Source organism: Streptomyces kryoterrae (genome assembly GCF_054072135.1).
The window spans coordinates 9,712,105-9,731,824 of the sequence record NZ_CM133358.1; the positions used below are offsets into that span (position 1 = coordinate 9,712,105).

The window sequence follows — 19,720 nt, forward strand, 5'->3', positions numbered from 1 at the left end:
CGACCAGGTGGAGGGAAGCGGATGCCGGCTGAGTCCGAGCCGATCGCCGTCGTCGGTATGGCGTGCCGGCTGCCGGGCGCGGGCAGTCCGGCGGAGTTCGCCGCGCTGCTCGCCCGCGGCGGGGACGCCGTGGCCGAGGTGCCGGACGAACGCCGTGGCGTCGTTCCGGATCTGCCGGGGGTCCCCGCCAGGGGCGGCTTCCTGAGTGACGTGGACCGGTTCGACGCCGCGTTCTTCGGGGTCTCCCCGCGCGAGGCCGCCGCCATGGACCCGCAGCAGCGGCTGCTCCTCGAACTCGGCTGGGAGGCACTGGAACACGCCGGCACCGTCCCCGCCACGCTCGGTGGCAGCCGCACCGGTGTCTTCGTCGGCGCGCTCGCCGACGACTGGGCGCGGCTCGTCCAGGAGCACGGCCCCGACGGTGTCACCCCCCACACCTTCACCGGAGTGCAGCGCTCGCTGCTCGCCAACCGTGTCTCGTACACCCTGGGACTGCGCGGCCCGAGCCTCACGGTCGACACCGGCCAGTCCTCCTCGCTGGTCGCGGTCCATCTGGCCGTCGAGAGCCTGCGCAGGGGCGAATGCACGGTGGCGCTCGCCGGCGGTGTCAACCTGGTGCTGTCCCCCGACAGCACCCTCGCCGTGGCCCGGCTCGGCGCGCTCTCCCCGGACGGCCGCTGCCACACCTTCGACGCTCGCGCCAACGGCTACGTACGGGGTGAGGGCGGTGGTCTGGTCGTCCTGAAACCGTTGGCGGCGGCCCTCGCCGACGGGGACCGTGTCCACTGTCTGATCCGGGGCAGCGCGGTCAACAACGACGGCGGCGGCAACGGCCTCACCACCCCCGACCCCGAGGCGCAGGCGGAGGCCGTTCTCCTCGCGTGCGCCCGGGCGGACACGGACCCGGCCGAAGTCCAGTACGTCGAGCTGCACGGCACCGGCACACCCGAGGGCGACCCGGTCGAGGCCGCCGCGCTCGGCGCCGCCCTGGGGACGGCCCGCCCCACGGGGCAGCCCCTGCGGGTCGGCTCGGTCAAGACCAACATCGGTCACCTGGAAGGCGCCGCCGGCATCGCCGGTCTCATCAAGACCGCACTGTGCCTGCGTGACGCGCGACTGGTGCCCACCCTCCACCATGAGACCCCCAACCCCCGCATCCCGCTGGCCGACCTCGGGTTGACCGTCCAGCGCACCGCGGAGCCCTGGCCGGCCGGCCCCGGACCCCGGGTCGCGGGCGTCAGCGCCTTCGGCCTCGGCGGCACCAACTGCCATGTCGTGCTGTCGTCCTGGGAAGCGGACCCGACGGAGGAGACCACCGACGACGACGGGCCCACGGCCGGGGCACCGGAGCCCGGCTGCGTCCCCTGGGTGCTGTCCGCCCGTACCCCGCAGGCCCTGGCCGACCGGGCGCGGTCGCTGCTCGAGGCCGACCTCGACGCCTCCCCGGCCGACGTCGGACACGCCCTGTTGTCCACACGGACCGTCTTCCCCCATCGCGCGGTCGTCCTCGGCAACGACCACCCCGCCCGGCTGCGGGCCCTGTCGGCGCTCGCCCGGGGCGAGTCCACCCCCGACGTCGTCACCGCCCCGGCCCCCGACGCGTCCCCCGCCGGACCCGGCCCCGTCTTCGTGTTCCCCGGCCAGGGCTCCCAGTGGGCGGGCATGGCGAGTGAACTCCTCGACGCGCAACCGGCGTTCGCCACCCGCTGGGCCGCGTGCGAACGGGCCCTGGCGACCTGTGTCGACTGGTCGCCGACCGACGTCGTGCGGCAGGTCCCCGGCGCACCGTACCTCGACCGGGTCGAGGTGCTCCAGCCCGTGCTGTGGGCCGTCATGGTCAGCCTCGCCGAAGTGTGGCGTGCGCACGGGGTACAGCCCGCGGCAGTCGTCGGCCACTCGCAGGGCGAGGTCGCCGCCGCCTGTGTCGCGGGCGCGCTCTCGCTGGAGGACGGCGCGCGGATCTCCGTACGCCGGGCCGAACTGATCGGGCGCCGGCTCTCCGGGCACGGCGGGATGGTGGCCGTCCCCGAGTCCGAGGCGGGCGTCCGGGCCCGGCTGTCCGCCCTGGACGGCCGACTGGAACTCGCCGTCGTCAACGGCCCCGGTGCCGTGGTGGTGGCCGGCCCGTCCGACGCGCTGGAGGAACTGCTCGCGTCGTGCGCCGCCGACGACGTACGGGCCCGGCGCGTCGCCGTCGACTACGCCTCCCACTCCTCCGGCGTCGAGACCGTCCGCGAGGAACTCCTCGACGCCCTCGCCGACGTCACCCCGGGCCCCGCCCAGGTCCCCTTCCACTCCACCGTCGTACAGGACGGGACGGAGCCCGTGCTGGACGGCGCCTACTGGTACCGCAACCTCCGGGAGACGGTCGCCTTCGCACCCGCCGTCACCGCGCTGGCACAGGCCGGGCACCGCGTCTTCATCGAGATCAGTCCGCACCCCGTCCTCACCGCCGCCCTCGCCGCCGCGGCCGAACTGGCGGGCACCGCACCGGCGGTGGTGCCGACCCTGCGCCGCAACCACGGCGGCCCCGCCCAGCTCGCGACCGCCCTGGCGCAGGCGTTCGTCCACGGCACCGAGGTCGACTGGACAGCCGCCTGCGCCGGCCACCACCCCGTCTCCCGCGCCGAGTTGCCCACCTACCCCTTCCAGCGGCTGCGCCACTGGCTGGCCCCGGTCACCGGGAGCGGGACGAGGCACCTCGCCCGCACCCTGCCCACCGTGCCGTCCGAGACCCCGGCGGAAGCGGCACGGCCGGTGCCGTCCGCCACCGCCACGCGGGCCGAACTGCTGGACCTCGTACGGGCCGAGGCGGCCGTGGTGCTCGGCCACCAGGACCCGGCCGCCGTCGCACCCGGGCTGACCTTCAAGGATCTCGGCGTCGACTCGCACCTCGCCCTCGAACTGCGCAACCGGCTGAGCATGGCGACCGGCAGACGGCTGCCCACCACCCTGCTGTTCGAACACCCCACGCCCACCGACCTGGCCCGCCATCTGAGCGCGGGGCCCGCCTCCGAGTCCGTGCCCCCGGCCGGGGACGTGACCGGCCGGGCCGCCGTCGACGAGTCGATCGCGATCGTCGGCATGGCGTGCCGCCTGCCCGGAGGCATCGACACCCCGGAGGAGCTGTGGCAGGCCGTCCTCGACGGGACCGACGCGATCTCCGCGGCGCCGGCCGACCGGGGCTGGGACGAAGGGGGCCATCCTGGCGGCTTCCTCGCCGGGGCCGCCGACTTCGACGCGGATCTCTTCGGCATCGCACCGCGCGAGGCACTGGCGATGGACCCCCAGCAGCGGCTCCTTCTGGAGACAGCGTGGGAGGCCGTGGAACGGGCCGGCGTCGCCCCCTCCGCGCTGCGCGGCACCCGCACGGGCGTCTACGTCGGCGCCATGTCGCAGGAGTACGGCCCCCGTATGCACGAGGCCCCCGAGGAACTGCGCGGACACCTGCTCACCGGGAACACCGCCGGAGTCCTCTCCGGGCGCCTCTCCTACGTCTTCGGCTGCGAAGGACCGGCCGTCACCGTGGACACCGCCTGCTCCTCCTCCCTGGTCGCCCTCCACCTCGCCACCGAGTCGCTGCGGCGCGGGGAGTGCACGCTGGCGCTCGCCGCGGGCGTGGCGGTCATGGCGACGCCCGGTCTGTTCAGCGAGTTCTCCCGGCAGGACGGACTGTCCGCCGACGGCCGGTGCAGGGCGTTCGCCGCCGACGCCGACGGCACGGGCTGGTCCGAGGGCGTGGGCGTCCTGGTGGTGGAGCGGCTGTCGGACGCGCGCAGGAACGGCCATCGGGTGCTGGCCGTGGTGCGGGGTTCGGCGGTGAACCAGGACGGCGCGTCGAACGGCCTGACGGCGCCCAACGGGCTGGCGCAGCAGCGGGTGATCCGGGCGGCGTTGGCGAGCGCGGGACTGACGGCCGCCGACGTCGACGCGGTGGAGGCGCACGGCACGGGGACCCGGCTGGGGGATCCGATCGAGGCGCGGGCACTGCTGGCGACGTACGGGCAGGATCGCGAACAGCCCCTGTACCTGGGGTCGTTGAAGTCCAACATCGGCCATGCCCAGGCGGCGGCCGGCGTGGCGGGCGTCGTCAAGACGGTGCTGGCGATGCGGCACGGAGTGCTGCCCAGGACCCTGCACGTGGACGAACCGTCGCCGCATGTGGACTGGTCGGCCGGTGCGGTGGAACTGCTGACGCGGGAACGGGCGTGGCCGGAGACGGGGCGTCCGCGTAGGGCGGGTGTGTCGTCCTTCGGGATCAGCGGCACCAACGCCCACGTGATCCTCGAACAGGCGCCCAAGGGCGCGGAGTTGACTCCAGCGGTGCCCGTCGATGCCGACGCGACGCCCGCCCTGCCGGTACCACTGGTCCTCTCGGCCGCGACCGGGGAAGCGCTGTCGGCCCAGGCGCGCCGGCTGCGCGACCGGCTGGCCGCGAGCCCGGAACACGCCGTGCTCGCCGGGATCGGCCGCACGCTGGCCGTCACCCGCAGCGCGCTGCCGCACCGGGCCGCCGTGCTGGCCGCCGACCGGGACGAGGCGCTGGCCGGCCTCGGTGCCCTGGGCGCTGGCCCCGGGACACCCACGGCGTTCCGGGGCCTCGCCCGAACGGGGCGCACCGCGTTCCTCTTCACCGGCCAGGGCAGCCAACGGCCCCGCATGGGACTGGAGTTGTACGCCGCCCAGCCCGCCTTCCGCAGTGCCCTGGACGACATCGCCGTACACCTCGACGAGCACCTGGCACACCCCCTGCTGAAACTCCTGGCCGACGACTCAGGACTGCTCGACCGCACCGAATACGCCCAACCCGCCCTGTTCGCCCTCGAAGTGGCCCTGTTCCGGATGCTGGAGCACTGGGGGATCGTCCCCGACCACCTGCTGGGGCACTCCGTCGGCGGGCTCGCGGCAGCCCACGCGGCCGGTGTCCTGTCGCTGCCCGACGCCTGCGCGCTCGTCGCCGCACGCGGCCGGCTGATGCAGGCGCTACCCGCGACCGGTGCCATGGCGGCCGTCGAGGCCACCGAGGAGGAGATCCTGCCCGGCCTCGCCGGACGCGAGCACGAGGTCGCGCTCGCCGCCGTCAACGGGCCTTCGGCGGTGGTGGTCTCCGGGGACGCCGACGCGGTGCGCGAGATGGCACGCGCCTGGGCGGACCGGGGTCGCCGGACCCGACAACTCCGGGTCTCCCACGCCTTCCACTCGCCCCACATGGACGCGATGCTCGCCGAGTTCGAGGAGGTCGCCCGTTCTGTCGCCTACCACCCATCGGCCCTCTCCGTGATCAGCGACCTCACCGGAGAGGCGGCGACCGGCGACGACCTCCGCTCGCCGGGCCACTGGGTGCGCCATGTCCGCCACACCGTCCGCTTCCACGACGGCGTACGCCGACTGCGCGCCCTGGGCGTGACCCGGTACGTGGAGCTGGGACCCGACGGAGTGCTGTCCGCGACGGTCCAGGAATCCCTGGAGTCCCTCGCCGAAGCGGAGGGCGAACCGACCCGGACCCCACCACTGATCCTGCCGGTGCTGCGCCGGGACCACCCCGAGACGGCGAGTGCCGCCGCCGTGCCGGCCCGGCTGCACCTCACCGGTCACACCCCCGACTGGGACTCGGTGTTCGCCGCACACCCGTGCGCGCCTCCCGACATCCTGCCCACGTACGCCTTCCAGCGCCGCCGCTACTGGATCGCCCCCGGCGCGACACGCCCCACCGCGGCGCCCGGCACGACCGTGCTCGCCCACCCGGTGCTCACCTCCGCCGTCACCCTCGCCGACACCGGGCACACCCTCCTCAGCGGCCGGATCTCCGCGACCACCCACCCCTGGCTCGCCGACCGCACCGTGCACGGCACCGCACTCGTGCCGGACGCCGTCCTGCTGGACCTGGCGGTCACGGCGGCGCGGGAGACCGGAGCCGGACAGGTGCTCGAACTACGGCCTGTCGTACCGCTCGTGATGCCGGTGACGGGAGCGGTCGAGACACAGGTCATGGTCGGGCTCGGTGCCGACGGCCGCCGCCCGGTGTCCGTACACACCCGGCCCGAGGGCAGTGACGTCGCGTGGACCCGGCACGCCGAGGGCATACTCGCACCCGCCCCGCCGGCGACTGTGGCCACCGGCGGGTCGGAGCAGCCCTGGCCGCCGACGGACGCCGAACCGGTCGAGGACCGGCCGACCATCGGGCATCACGACCGGGCCGTCGCGTACGGGCCCGCGTTCGGCGCGCCGCGTGGGGTGTGGCGGCGCGGCGGCGAGATCTGGGCCGAACTCGCGCCGCCCGAGGCGGACGGCACCGAACCCGGCGACTTCGCTCTGCACCCGGGACTGCTGGAGAGCGTGCTGCACGCCCTCCGGCTCGCTCGGCCGGACGCCGCCGAGACCTGGCTCGCGGTCCAGTACGACCGCGTCATCGTGTCCGGTCCCGCGGCCGGCGGCCCGCTGCGGGCCCGGATCGCCCCCGGCGACGGCGACACAGTCAGTGTCCGGATCACCGACTCCGCGGGACGTCCCGTGGCGACCCTCGGAGCACTCACCCCACGGCCACTGCCGTTGCCCACCGGCGTGACCGCACGGGGTTCGCACGAGGGGGACGCCCCCTTCGAACTGGCCTGGCGGCCCGTGGAACCGGCGTTCTCCGCACCCGGCCTGCGCTGGGCGGTACTCGGCGACTCGGCACTCGTGCCCGCTGCGGCCCTGCCCGACGCCGAACGCCACCAGGACCTGGCCTCGCTGCTCACCGACGGCACCCCACCCGACGTGGTCGTGTTCGGCTGTGACACGGACCCGGAAGCCGTGCGGACGGCGGACGAGGCGAAGGACGTCGCAGCCGCCGCGCGCCGCGCCGCACACCGGGCCGTCGACCTGGCCGGGACCTGGCTCGCCGAGGACCGGCTCGCCGACACGAGGCTGATCGTCGTCACCCGAAGGGCGATCGCGATCGGCGAAGATTCCTGCGACCCCGAACAGGCGCCTGTCTGGGGGCTGTTCCGCTCCGCGCAGACCGAACATCCCGGCCGCTTCCTGCTCGTCGACCTGGACGACAAGCCGGCGTCGGCAGCCGCTCTGCCCGCCGTGCCGGCCTGCGGTGAGCCCCAACTCGCCGTGCGGGACGGCCGGCTGCACGCGCCGCGCCTCGTACGCCCGGAACCGTCGGCCGCCCGTCGGGGGCCCGGGGGGAGTGGCGGCGCAGGTCACGAGCGGGCCTTCGACCCCGACGGCACGGTGCTGGTCACCGGTGGCACCGGTGCCCTCGGGCGACTGGTCGCGGGGCATCTCGTCGCCCGGCACGGAGTGAGGCACCTGCTGCTGGTCAGCCGCCGTGGCCTCGACGCCCCGGAGGCCCGGGAAACGCTCGCCGGGCTCACAACGGATCCGGGGGTACGGGTCACCGTCGCCGCCTGCGACGTGGCGGACCGGGAGGCGCTGGCCGCCGTGCTCGCGGACGTTCCCCCGGAGCATCCGCTGACGGCGGTCGTCCACACCGCCGGTGTCGTCCGGGACGCGGTGGTCGAAGCCATCGCTGCGGACGACCTCGACCTGGTGCTGCGGCCCAAGATCGACGCAGCCTGGAACCTGCACGAACTGACCGCCACCGCAGACCTGTCCGCCTTCGTCCTGTTCTCCTCCGTCTCCGGTGTCAACGGGGCTGCGGGGCAGGGCGGTTACGCGGCAGCCAACACCTTCCTCGACGCGCTGGCCCAGCTGCGCAGAGTCCGGGGGCTGCCCGCCCTGTCGCTCGCCTGGGGTCCCTGGGCCCCGACCGGCGGCATGACCGCCGGGCTCGCGGGGACCGACCTGCGCCGGATGCGGGACACCGGGCTGCTGCCCCTCGACGCGGAACACGGCCTGGCGCTCTTCGACACCGCCCTGCGACGGCCGGGGCCCGCGCTGCGGCTGCCACTCGCGCTGAACCTGCCGGTCGTGCGCCGCGCGGCACACGAGGGCCGGGCCTCCTCGCTCCACCGCGAACTGGCCGGCTCCGCCTGGCGGGAATCCGCCGCGACCCGTACCGAGACGACGAGAACCGGCGATTCCGTCGCCGGGGAAAGCACACTCGACCAGCTTCTCACCGGACGGACCGCCCAGGAGCAGGAGGACCTGCTGCTCGAACAGGTCCGCGCCCACGCGTCCGCCGTGCTGGGGCACCGCGACGGCAGACGGGTCGAACCGGCCCGCACCTTCAAGGAACTGGGGTTCGACTCACTGATGGCCGTCGAGCTGCGCAACCGGCTGAGCACGGCGGGCGGAGTGCGCATGCCGGCCGGGCTGCTGTTCAACCAGCCCACCCCGCTGGCGGTCGCCCGCTACCTGCGCACCCGGATCGGCCCACCGGACGTACCCACGCCCAGGACCCTCGACGAGGAGATCGGCCGCCTGGAGGAGCTGGTGTCGAGCACGACCGCCGGGCGGTCGGATCTGGACCGTACGGCGGAGCGGCTGCGGGCCCTGCTCGCCCGGTGCGAGGAGCGGTACGCCGCCTCGGCCGCGAACCTCACCGTCCATTCGCCGGCGGGCGCGACCGCCGGTGGAGAACCCGCCCGGAGCGACGGCGTACGCGCGGCGCTCCGGACGGCGAGCGTCGACGAGGTCCTCTCCTTCATCGACCAGGAATTCGGCACCGGCCGGCAAGAGCGCGGGGAGTGACGGGGCATGGCTGAAACAGAGAAGCTGGTCGAGTACCTCAAGCGTGTCACGGCCGAACTGCACGAGACCCGGGGGCGGTTGCAGCGCTCGGAGGCGAGCGCGCACGAGCCCGTGGCCGTCGTCGGCATCGGCTGCCGGCTGCCCGGCGGCGCGGACTCGCCCCAGCTGCTGTGGGACCTGGTGGCCGCGGGCCGGGACGCCGTCGGCGAGGTACCCGCCGACCGGGGCTGGGACGTCACCTATCCCGGCGGCTTCCTGTCCGACGTGGCCGGGTTCGACGCCGCGTTCTTCGGTATCTCGCCGCGCGAGGCCGCCGCCATGGACCCGCAGCAGCGGCTGCTCCTGGAGACGGCCTGGGAGGCCTTCGAACGCGCCGGGATCGACCCGCGGTCGCCCGCGGCCAGACGGACCGGCGTGTTCGCCGGACTCGTCACCCAGGACTACGGCCCACGGCTCGACGAGGCGGCCGACGACATTGGCGGACACGTTCTGACCGGCACGACCGCGAGCGTCGCCACCGGCCGCGTCGCCTACACCTTCGACTTCGAGGGCCCGGCGGTGACCGTGGACACCGCCTGCTCGTCCTCCCTGGTCGCCCTGCACCTGGCCGCGGGCGCACTGCGGCGCGGCGACTGCGACCTGGCCCTGGCGGGCGGGGTGGCCGTGCTGCCCACGCCCGGGATGTTCCTCAGCTTCGAACGACAGGGCGGACTCGCGGCGGACGGCCGCTGCAAGGCCTTCGGCGCCGGCGCGGACGGCACGGGCTGGTCCGAGGGCGCGGGACTGCTGCTCGTCGAGCGACTGTCCGACGCCCGGCGCAACGGGCATCCGGTGCTGGCGGTCGTACGGGGTACGGCGGTCAACCAGGACGGCGCCTCCAACGGCCTCACCGCGCCCAGCGGCCCCGCCCAGGAGCGGGTCATCCGGGCCGCGCTCGCCGACGCCGGACTGACGGCCGCCGAGGTGGACGCGGTCGAGGCGCACGGCACCGGCACCCGCCTCGGCGACCCCATCGAGGCCGAGGCACTGCTCGCGGTGTACGGACAGGAGCGCGAACAGCCGCTGTACCTCGGCTCGTTGAAGTCGAACATCGGTCACACGCAGGCCGCCGCGGGCGTCGCCGGGATCATCAAGACGGTCATGGCGATGCGGCACGGCATCCTGCCCAGGACCCTGCACGTGTCCGAACCCACCCACGAGGTCGACTGGTCCTCCGGTGCCGTCCGGCTGCTGGCGGCGGACGAGCGGTGGCCGGAGACGGGGCGTCCACGCCGGGCCGGCGTGTCGTCGTTCGGGATCAGCGGCACCAACGCCCACGTCATCATCGAAGCCCCGTCGGCCGACGACACCCCCGGAGAACCGGAGACAGCCGGCGACGTATTGCCCTTCACCACCCCGCCCCTGCTGCCCTGGCCGCTCACCGCCCGCTCCGAACCCGCCCTGCGGGCCCAGGCCGACACCCTGCACCGGCACCTCACGTCCACCGCGCCCGACACCTCGGCGGCCGATGTCGCGTGGACGCTGACGACCACCCGGACGGCGATGGAACATCGCGCGGTGGCCCTCGCACCCGACCGCGACGAGCTGCTCGCCCTCCTGGCGCGGACCGCCGACGGCGCCGCCCCGCAGGGTGTCCTGCGAGGCACCGCCCAGGGCGCCCCGCGTACCGTCCTCGTCTTCCCCGGCCAGGGCTCCCAGTGGCCCGGCATGGCCGTGGACCTGCTGGACGCCTCGCCGGTATTCGCCCGCCGCATGGCCGAGTGCGAGGCCGCCCTCGCGCCGTTCGTCGACTGGACGCTCACCGACGTCCTGCGCGCTCCGGACGCCGCCGGCGCGCTGACCCGCGTCGACGTGGTCCAGCCGGTGCTGTGGGCGGTCATGGTGTCGCTCGCCGAACTGTGGGCCTCCTGCGGGGTGCGTCCCGACGCCGTCGTGGGCCACTCCCAGGGGGAGATCGCCGCCGCCGTGGTGGCCGGCGGGCTGAGCCTCGAGGACGGCGCCCGGGTCGTCGCGCTGCGCTCCCGGGCACTGACCGCCCTGTCCGGCCGGGGCGGCATGGTGTCGGTCGCCGAACCCGCGACCGCCGTACGGGAACGTCTCGCGGCCCTGGCCGGCCAGGGCGACCTCGCGGCGGTCAACGGACCCGCCTCCGTCGTCGTCGCCGGTGCACCCGACGCCCTCGACGAGCTGTTGGCGGACTGCGAACGCGACGGTGTCCGCGCCAAACGCGTCACCGTCGACTACGCGTCGCACTCCTCGCAGGTGACCGCGATCGAGCACGAACTCGCCGGGCACCTGGCGCCCGTCCGCCCGCGCCCCGCCCCGACCGCCTTCTACTCGGCGCTCACCGCCGGCCGCCTCGACACCACCGGGCTCGACGCCGACTACTGGTACCGCAACCTGCGCCACACCGTCCGCTTCGAGGAGACCACCCGGGCCCTGCTCGACGACGGGCACACCCTCTTCATCGAGGTCAGCCCGCACCCCGTACTCGTCCACGCCATCCAGGACACCCTCGACTCCGCCGCCGACGCCGAGACACCGGGCGCGCCGGCGGCCACCGTCCTCGGCACGCTGCGGCGCGGCCCGGGCGGCCGGCCCGAACGGTTCGCCGAGGCACTGGCCGAGGCGTACGCGCACGGTGCCACCGTCGACTGGAGCCGGTTCCTCGCCGGCTGCGGCGCCCGCCGCGTCGAACTGCCCACGTACGCCTTCCGGCGCACGCGCCACTGGCTGGACAGGCCGGCCCCGACCGCCACCGAGGACCCGGCGTCGACCGCCCTGTGGGAGGCCGTCGGACGGGGTGACACGGCATCGGTGGCCGACCAGATCGGCGTACGGGCGGACGAGGCGCTCGACACGACCGTGCGCGCCCTGGCCGGCTGGCGCGAGCGTGCCCGCGACGGCGTCGCGGCGGACCGCAACCGCTACCGCGTCACCTGGAAACCGGTCCCCGCCCCCGTGTCCGGGCAGGCCCCGCTCACCGGCGACTGGGCGCTGCTGGAACCGGAAACCCCCGGTGACCTCGGCGACTGGGTGGCCGACGCCCTGACCGCGCACGGCGCCGCCCACGTCCACCGGGTCGGCGTCGGGCCCGACACCGGGCGCGCGGAACTCGCCGTCCTGCTGGCCGAGCACGCGTCGGCCGCCGGAATCGTCTCCGTCCTCGGCACCGACACCCGCCCCCACCCCGGCCACCCCACCGTGCCCGCGGGCGTCGCCGCCACCCTGACCGCCGCCCAGGCGGTGGCCGACACTGACGGCACCGCCACACTGTGGTGCCTGACCCGGGGCGCGGTCGCCGCCCATGACGGCTTCGACGATCCGAACGGTCCCAGCCCCGAACAGGCCCAGGTGTGGGGGCTCGGCCGTGTGGTCGGCATGGAGACCCCGGCGAGGTGGGGCGGCCTCATCGACCTGCCCCCGCGGCTCGCCCCGGCCGACGCCGACGCCCTGTGCGCCGTACTGGCCGCTCCCGGCGACGAGCAGGAGTGGGCGCTGCGCGAGACAGGCCCCCGCGTCCGCCGCCTCACCCGCGCCCCACGCGTCGGCGGAACCGGCTGGAAACCCGGCGGCACGGTCCTGATCACCGGCGGCACGGGCGCGTTGGGCGCCCATGTCGCGCGTCGCCTGGCCCGCGAGGGCGCCCGCCATCTCGTGCTGACCGGACGACGCGGCCCGGACGCCCCTGGGGCCGCCGAACTCGCCGCCGAACTACGGCAGTCCGGTGCCGAGGTGACCCTCGCCGCCTGCGACGTGGCCGACCGCGAGGCACTCGCGGCCGTTCTTGCCGCGATCCCCGCCGCACATCCACTCACCGCCGTCGTGCACGCGGCAGGCGTCAGCAGCCTCGACCGGTTCTCCGCCCTCACGCCCGCCGACCTCGCCGCGACCGCCGCGGGCAAGGTGGAGGGCGCCCGCCACCTCGACGAACTCCTCGGCGACCACGACCTCGACGCCTTCGTGCTGTTCTCCTCCGCTGCCGCCGTCTGGGGCGGCGCCCGCCAGGGCGCCTACGCGGCGGCCAACGCCCACCTCGACGCACTGGCCGCCCGGCGCCGCACCCGCGGCCTGCCCGCCACCTGTGTGTCCTGGGGCAGTTGGGCCGACGGCGGCATGGTCGACGCCCGGGTGCAGCGCGTGTTCGACCGGATCGGCGTACGCGCCATGGCTCCGCGGACCGCGCTCACCGCCCTGTTCGACGCCGTGGGCGCGGGCGAACCCCAGCTCACCGTCAGCGACATGGACTGGCGGGCGTTCGCGACCGGGTTCACACTCGCCCGCCGTCGCCCGCTCCTCGACGACATCCCCGAAGCCGCCCTCCCGACGCAGCCCGCCGAAACGGTGCCGAGAGCCGTCTCCCCGCTCGCCGAGCGCCTGAACGGGCTCACCGACCGGGACCGCGACCGACTCCTGCTGAACCTCGTACGATCCGCCGCCGCCACCGCCCTCGGTCACGAGAGCCCCGACGCGGTCGGCACCACGGACGCCTTCCGTGACCTCGGCCTGGACTCGGTCACCGCCGTGGACCTGCGCAACCGGCTGGCCGCCGACACCGGTCTGCGGCTGCCGACCACCCTCGCCTTCGACCACCCCACCCCGGCCGCGGTCGCCGCCGAACTGCGCACCCGCCTGCTCACCGGGCCGCCCGCCACCGTGGCAGACCCGGCACCGGCCGCCGTGCGGCCCGTCGACGACCCGGTGGTCGTCGTCGCCATGGCCTGCCGGTATCCCGGCGACGTGCGTTCGCCCGACGACCTGTGGCGGCTGGTCGCCGAGGGCCGCGACGGCATCACCGGCTTCCCGGCCGACCGGGGCTGGCGTGCCACCGACTCCGTACCCACGGCGGAGGGCGGGTTCCTCCACGACCTCGCCGACTTCGACGCCGCGTTCTTCGGCATCTCGCCGCGCGAGGCACTGGCGATGGACCCGCAGCAGCGACTGCTGCTGGAAACGTCCTGGGAGGCCCTGGAACGCGCCGGCATCGATCCGCTGTCCCTGCGCGGCAGTCGCACGGGTGTCTTCGTCGGCGCGGGCAACTTCGACTACGGCACGGTGGCCATCGCCACCGAGGAGGGCAAGGACTACGCCCTCACCGGCTCGGTGGGCAGCGTGGCCTCCGGGCGGATCTCGTACACCCTGGGCCTGGAGGGACCGGCGGTCACCGTCGACACGGCCTGCTCGTCCTCGCTCGTCGCCCTCCACTCGGCCGCCCGCGCCCTGCGCGACGGCGAGTGCGGCCTCGCCCTGGTGGGCGGCGTCGCCGTCATGGCCACCACCACCGCGTACGAGTCCTTCGCCCGGCAGGGCGGTCTCGCCGCCGACGGACGGTGCAAGGCGTTTGCAGACAGTGCCGATGGCACGGGTTGGGGTGAGGGTGCCGGGGTTGTGGTGGTGGAGCGGTTGTCGGATGCGCGGCGCAATGGGCATCCGGTGCTGGCGGTGGTGCGGGGTTCGGCGGTGAATCAGGACGGGGCGTCGAACGGGCTGACGGCGCCCAATGGTCCGTCGCAGCAGCGGGTGATTCGTGCGGCGTTGGCGAGTGCGGGGTTGTCGCCCGCTGATGTGGATGCGGTGGAGGCGCATGGGACGGGGACCCGGTTGGGGGATCCGATCGAGGCGCAGGCTCTGCTGGCGACGTATGGGCAGGACCGTGAACGGCCTTTGTATCTCGGGTCGTTGAAGTCGAATGTGGGCCATACGCAGGCGGCGGCGGGTGTGGGCGGTGTCATCAAGACGGTGTTGGCACTTCAGGCGGGTGTGTTGCCTCCGACGCTCCATGTGGATGAGCCCACGGGTGAGGTGGACTGGTCGGCGGGTTCCATCGAATTGCTGACCGAGGTGCGGGAGTGGCCCGAGACGGGGAGGCCGCGTCGGGCGGGTGTCTCGGCGTTCGGGATCAGCGGCACCAACGCCCACGTCATCCTCGAACAGGCCCCGCAGGACCAACAGGATCTGCCGCTCACGGACGACGAACTGCCCCTGCCCGCCGTCCCGTTGCTGCTCTCCGCCCGGGGCCCGGCGGCCCTGCGCGCACAGGCGGGGCGCCTGCGGGACTTCCTCGACGGTGCGACGGACGTTCCCGTCCTCCATGACATCGGCCTGACGCTGGCGGCCCACCGCGCCGCCCTCGATCACCGTGCCGCCGTGGTGGTCACGGACGAGGAGACTCTCCGCGCCGCCCTCGACGCGCTGGCCGAGGACCGCCAACACCCGGGAATCGTCACGGGGTTGGCCACACACGGCGACCTGGCGGTGGTGTTCTCGGGTCAGGGGTCGCAACGGGTTGGTATGGGGCGGGAGTTGTACGAGGCGTTCCCGGTGTTCGCGGCGGCCTTCGACGAGGTGTGCGCGGCCTTCGACGGGCTGCTGCCGGACCCGTTGAGGGAGTCGGTCTTCGACGGGCCGGCGGACCGTCTGGAGGGTACCGGTCTGGCCCAACCCGCCCTGTTCGCCGTGGAAGTGGCGCTGTTCCGGCTCATGGAGTCCTGGGGCGTGCGGCCGGACGTCGTGTTCGGGCACTCCCTGGGCGAACTGGTCGCCGCACATGTGGCGGGAGTGTGGTCGCTCACCGACGCGTGCCACGTCGTCGCGGCGCGCGGGCGGCTGATGCAGGCGCTGCCCCCGGGCGGAGCCATGTGGGCGGTCGAGGTGCCGGAGGACGGGATCGGCATCGGGCACCTGCCGGAGGTGTCGGTGGCCGCGGTCAACGGTCCGTCGTCACTGGTGCTGTCCGGCGCCGAGCAGGCGGTACGGGAGGTGGCGGACCGGTTCGCCGCCGAGGGCCGCCGGGTGAAACGCCTTGCCGTCAGTCACGCCTTCCACTCCCCTCTGATGGAGCCGATGCTCGCCGAGTTCGCCGAGGTCCTGGCACAGGTGGAGTTCGCGGCACCCGTCGTCCCCGTCGTGTCGAACGTGACCGGCGAGATCGCGGGGGAGGAGCTGTGCTCCCCGGAGTACTGGGTGCGGCACGTCCGCGCCACGGTCCGGTTCGCCGACAGCGTGCGTACCCTGCGCGCCCAGGGCGTCGGTACGGTCCTGGAGTTGGGACCCGAGGGTTCGCTGGTGCCGATGGTCGAGACGACCGAGCCGGACCTCGTGGGCGTGCCGGTGCTACGGCGGGACAGGCCCGAGCCGAGCACGGCGCTGACCGCTCTCGCGCAGGCGCATGTCCGGGGCGTACGGGTGGACTGGTCGGCCGTGTTCGCCGGCACCGGCGCCCGCTGCGTCGGCCTGCCGACGTACGCCTTCCAGCGCCGCCGCTACTGGCCGGCGACCACCGGTGCGCCCGCCGCCGAGGCGCTGGCCGCCGTCGGGCTCGGGGCGGCCGGCCATCCGCTGCTGAACACCTGGCTCGTCGCGGCCTCGGGCGGCGAGGCGATCGCCACCGGCAGGCTCGCCTCGGCCACGCATCCCTGGCTGGCGGACCACACCGTGCTCGGCACCGTTCTGCTGCCCGGCACCGCCTTCGTGGACCTGGCCTGCTGGGCCGGACAACGGCTCGGCTGCCCCGAGCTGGCCGAACTGACCCTGTACACGCCCCTGGCGATCGAGGGTGACACGGCGGCCGATCTCCAACTCGTCGTCGGCGCGCCCGACGGGACGGGACGGCGTACCGTCGCCGTCTACTCCCGTCCCGCCACCGATGCTTCGCCGGACGACGACCCCTCGTGGACCCGGCACGCCGAGGGCACGCTCGCGCCCGAGGAGCAGGCGGACGCCGTTCCGCTCGGGCCGTGGCCTCCGGCCGCGGGTACTCGGGTTCCGCTCGACGGTTTCTATCCCGGCCTGATCGAGGCCGGCTTCGACTACGGACCCTCCTTCCAGGGCCTGCGCTCGGTGCTGCGCTCCGAGGAAACGCCGGAGGTGCTGTTCGCCGAGGTGGAGCTGCCCGAGGAGGAGCGGGCGTCGGCCGGCGCCTACACCGTGCACCCCGCTCTGCTGGACGCCGCCCTGCACGCGCTGGGCGTGGACCTGCCGGCCGGCACCCCGGCCCGGCTGCCGTTCACCTGGACCGGCGTACGGGTCCACGCGACCGGCGCGGACGCTCTGCGCGTCCGCCTGAGCCGGGGCGCGGACGGGGCTGTCGCCCTCACCGCCGTGGACGTCGAAGGGGATCCCGTCGTCACCGTCGACGGCCTGGTGCTGCGCGAGGTGACGGCGGACCGTATGCCGGGCGGCACCGCCCCCGACCGCGACGCCCTCTTCCGGATCGAGTGGACGGCCCTGCCGCTCGCCGGGGAAGCCGGGGAGACCGGGGCAACCGGGGCAACCGGGGAAGCGGCACACGCCGAGCCGGTCCTGCTGCCGCTCGATGCCGACGGACACCCCGACCTCCTCCGGCTGGACGCCACCCCCGACGCGGTGCTGGTCCGCTGCCCGCCCGGCGATGTCGCGGACGTCACCGCCTTCGTGCTGCGGGTGCTCCAGGAGTGGCTGGCCGACGAGCGGTACGCCGACACCCCCCTCGTGGTCGTCACCCACCGGGCCGCGACAGTGCGCGAACCGGGCCTGCTGACCGAGACCCGGCGGTACGTCGGTGACCCGCGCCACGCGCTCGCCCACGCCGCCGCGGCCGGACTGGTCCGCGCGGCCCAGGCCGAGCACCCCGGCCGCTTCGTCCTGGTGGACACCGACGGCGAACTGCCGTCCCCCGCAAGGGTTCTGGCGTACGGCGAACCCGATCTCGCCGTGCGGGCCGGACGATTCCACGGCCGACGGCTGGTGCGGGCGACGGACGGTCGGCCGCTTGAGGTGCCGGCCGGCCCATGGCGTCTGGACGTCGCCCGACGTGGCTCGATCAGCGACCTCACGCTGGTGAACGACCGTTCGGGGGAGCGGGAGTTGGCGCCCGGCGAGGTGCGGATCGCCGTCCGTGCCGCCGGAGTCAACTTCCGGGACACCCTGATCGCCCTCGACATGTATCCCGGGGAGGCCGAACTGGGCATCGAGGGCGCGGGAGTCGTCCTGGAGGCAGGGCCGGGCGTCACCCGGTTCGCCCCCGGAGACCGCGTGATGGGCCTGCTCGACGGCGCCTTCTCACCCACGGCCGTCACCGACCACCGGCTTCTCGCCCCCGTGCCCGACGGCTGGACGTTCGCCACGGCCGCCGCCGCCCCCGTCGCCTGCCTGACCGCCTGGTACGGGCTTCGCGACCTCGGCGCGGTGGAGCCCGGCCGACGGGTCCTGGTACACGCCGGGGCAGGCGGGGTCGGCAGCGCCGCCGTCCAGCTCGCCCGGCATCTGGGCGCCGAGGTCTTCGCCACCGCGAGCGCGGCCAAACAGTCCGCGCTGCACGCGGCCGGCCTCGACGCCGCACACATCGCCGACTCCCGCGACACCGGATTCCGCGAGCGGTTCCTGTCGTCCACCGGCGGCCGGGGCATGGACGTGGTCCTCAACTCGCTCGCCGGCGAGTTCACCGACGCCTCCCTCGAACTGCTGCCGCACGGCGGCCGGTTCGTCGAGATCGGCAAGACCGACGTACGGGACCCCGACCGGGTCGCCGCCGACCGCCCCGGCGTGCGCTACCGCGCCTTCGACCTCGGCGACGCGGGACCCGACCGCATCCAGGAGATGCTCGGCGAACTGACCGGACTGTTCGCCGCCGGCGTTCTGGCCCCGCCCCCCGTCACCACCTGGGACATCCGCAGGGCGCCCGAAGCCTTCCGCGCCGTCGCCCAGGCCCGGCTGGTCGGCAAGGCGGTCCTCGTACTCACCCCGCCGCCCGCCCACGACGGGACCGTCCTCGTCACCGGCGGTACCGGCACCCTGGGCGCCCGCGTCGCCCGCCATCTGGCCGGCCGGCACGGCGTACGCCGCCTCGTGCTCACCTCACGATCCGGTGCGGACGCTCCCGGGGTCCCCGAACTGCTCGCCGGCCTCGCGGCGGACGGGGCCACAGCGCAGGTCGCCGCCTGCGACATCGGCGACCGGACGGCCGTGTCCGCCCTGCTGGACCGGCTCACCGCCGACGGCCACCGGCTCACCGGCGTCGTGCACTGCGCCGGCACGGTCGACGACGGCGTCCTGACCTCCCTCACTCCCGACCGCCTCGACCCCGTCCTGCACGCCAAGGCCCACGGTGCCCGGCACCTGCACGAACTCACCCGAGGCCTGGACCTGCACCACTTCGTGCTCTTCTCCTCGGCCTCCGCCACCTTCGGCGCCCCCGGACAGGCCAACTACTGTGCCGCCAACGCCTACCTCGACGCCCTCGCCGAACAGCGCAGGGCCGACGGACTGCCCGCCGTCTCCATCGCCTGGGGACTGTGGGAGGAGACCAGCGGCATGACCGCGGCACTCGGCGAACGCGACCGGGAGCGGCTGCGCCGTACCGGTACCGCCGCGCTCCCCACCGCACGTGCCCTCGCCCTGTTCGACACCGCGCTCACCGCCGCGGCGGCCACCGTGACGGCCGCCCCGCTCGACCCGGCGGCCCTGCGCGCCCGGTACCGGGAACAGCCGCTCCCCGCGCTCCTGCGGGAACTCGCCGGTCCGGTACCGCGCCGCGCGGCAGCCGCCGTACGCCAACTCCCCGAACCCGGCGCCGACTTCGCCGCCCGGCTCGCCGCGCTGCCCGAGGAGGAACGCCACCTCCACGTCCTCGGCCTGGTCCTGGACCGTACCGCCCAGGTCCTGGGGCATGCCGACGCCGCCGAGGTCGACCCCGACCAGGCGTTCAAGGACCAGGGCTTCGACTCCCTCACCGCCGTCGAACTGCGCAACCAGCTCCGGGCGGCGACCGGGCTCGCCGCCCAGGCGACACTCATCTTCGACCACCCTTCGCCGGTGGCCCTCGCCGAGCATCTGCTCCGGCAGGCGGTACCCGCCGGACCCGGCCCCGAGGAACTGCTGCGGCGCGACCTCGACCGGCTGGAGACCGCCGCGGAAGCGCTGCTGCCCGACCACCCGGCACACGCCGAGGTGGCCGACCGCCTGCGCAGGATCCTGCACCGGCTCGACGCGGCGACGACGACCGCCGCGGACGACCCCGACGACGACGCCACGCTCGGCGCGGCCGGCGCCGACGAGCTCCTCGCCTATATCGACAGCCAGTTCGGCGACCTCACCTGAC

Annotated in this window: 1 protein-coding gene and 1 pseudogene; both read left to right on the forward strand. The window is 74.8% G+C overall.

All coding sequences use genetic code 11. From position 1 onward, the window contains the following. Positions 1–21 precede the first annotated feature (21 nt). The gene (locus ACW4TU_RS43470) at positions 22–8,643 is read left to right on the forward strand and encodes a type I polyketide synthase (RefSeq protein ID WP_457422808.1); all 8,622 of its coding nucleotides are present in this window, start codon (positions 22–24) and stop codon (positions 8,641–8,643) included. Positions 8,644–8,667: 24 nt separating this feature from the next. After that, positions 8,668–19,719, forward strand: a pseudogene (locus ACW4TU_RS43475) (type I polyketide synthase); the annotation flags it as partial. Between the last annotated feature and the right edge of the window lies 1 nt (position 19,720).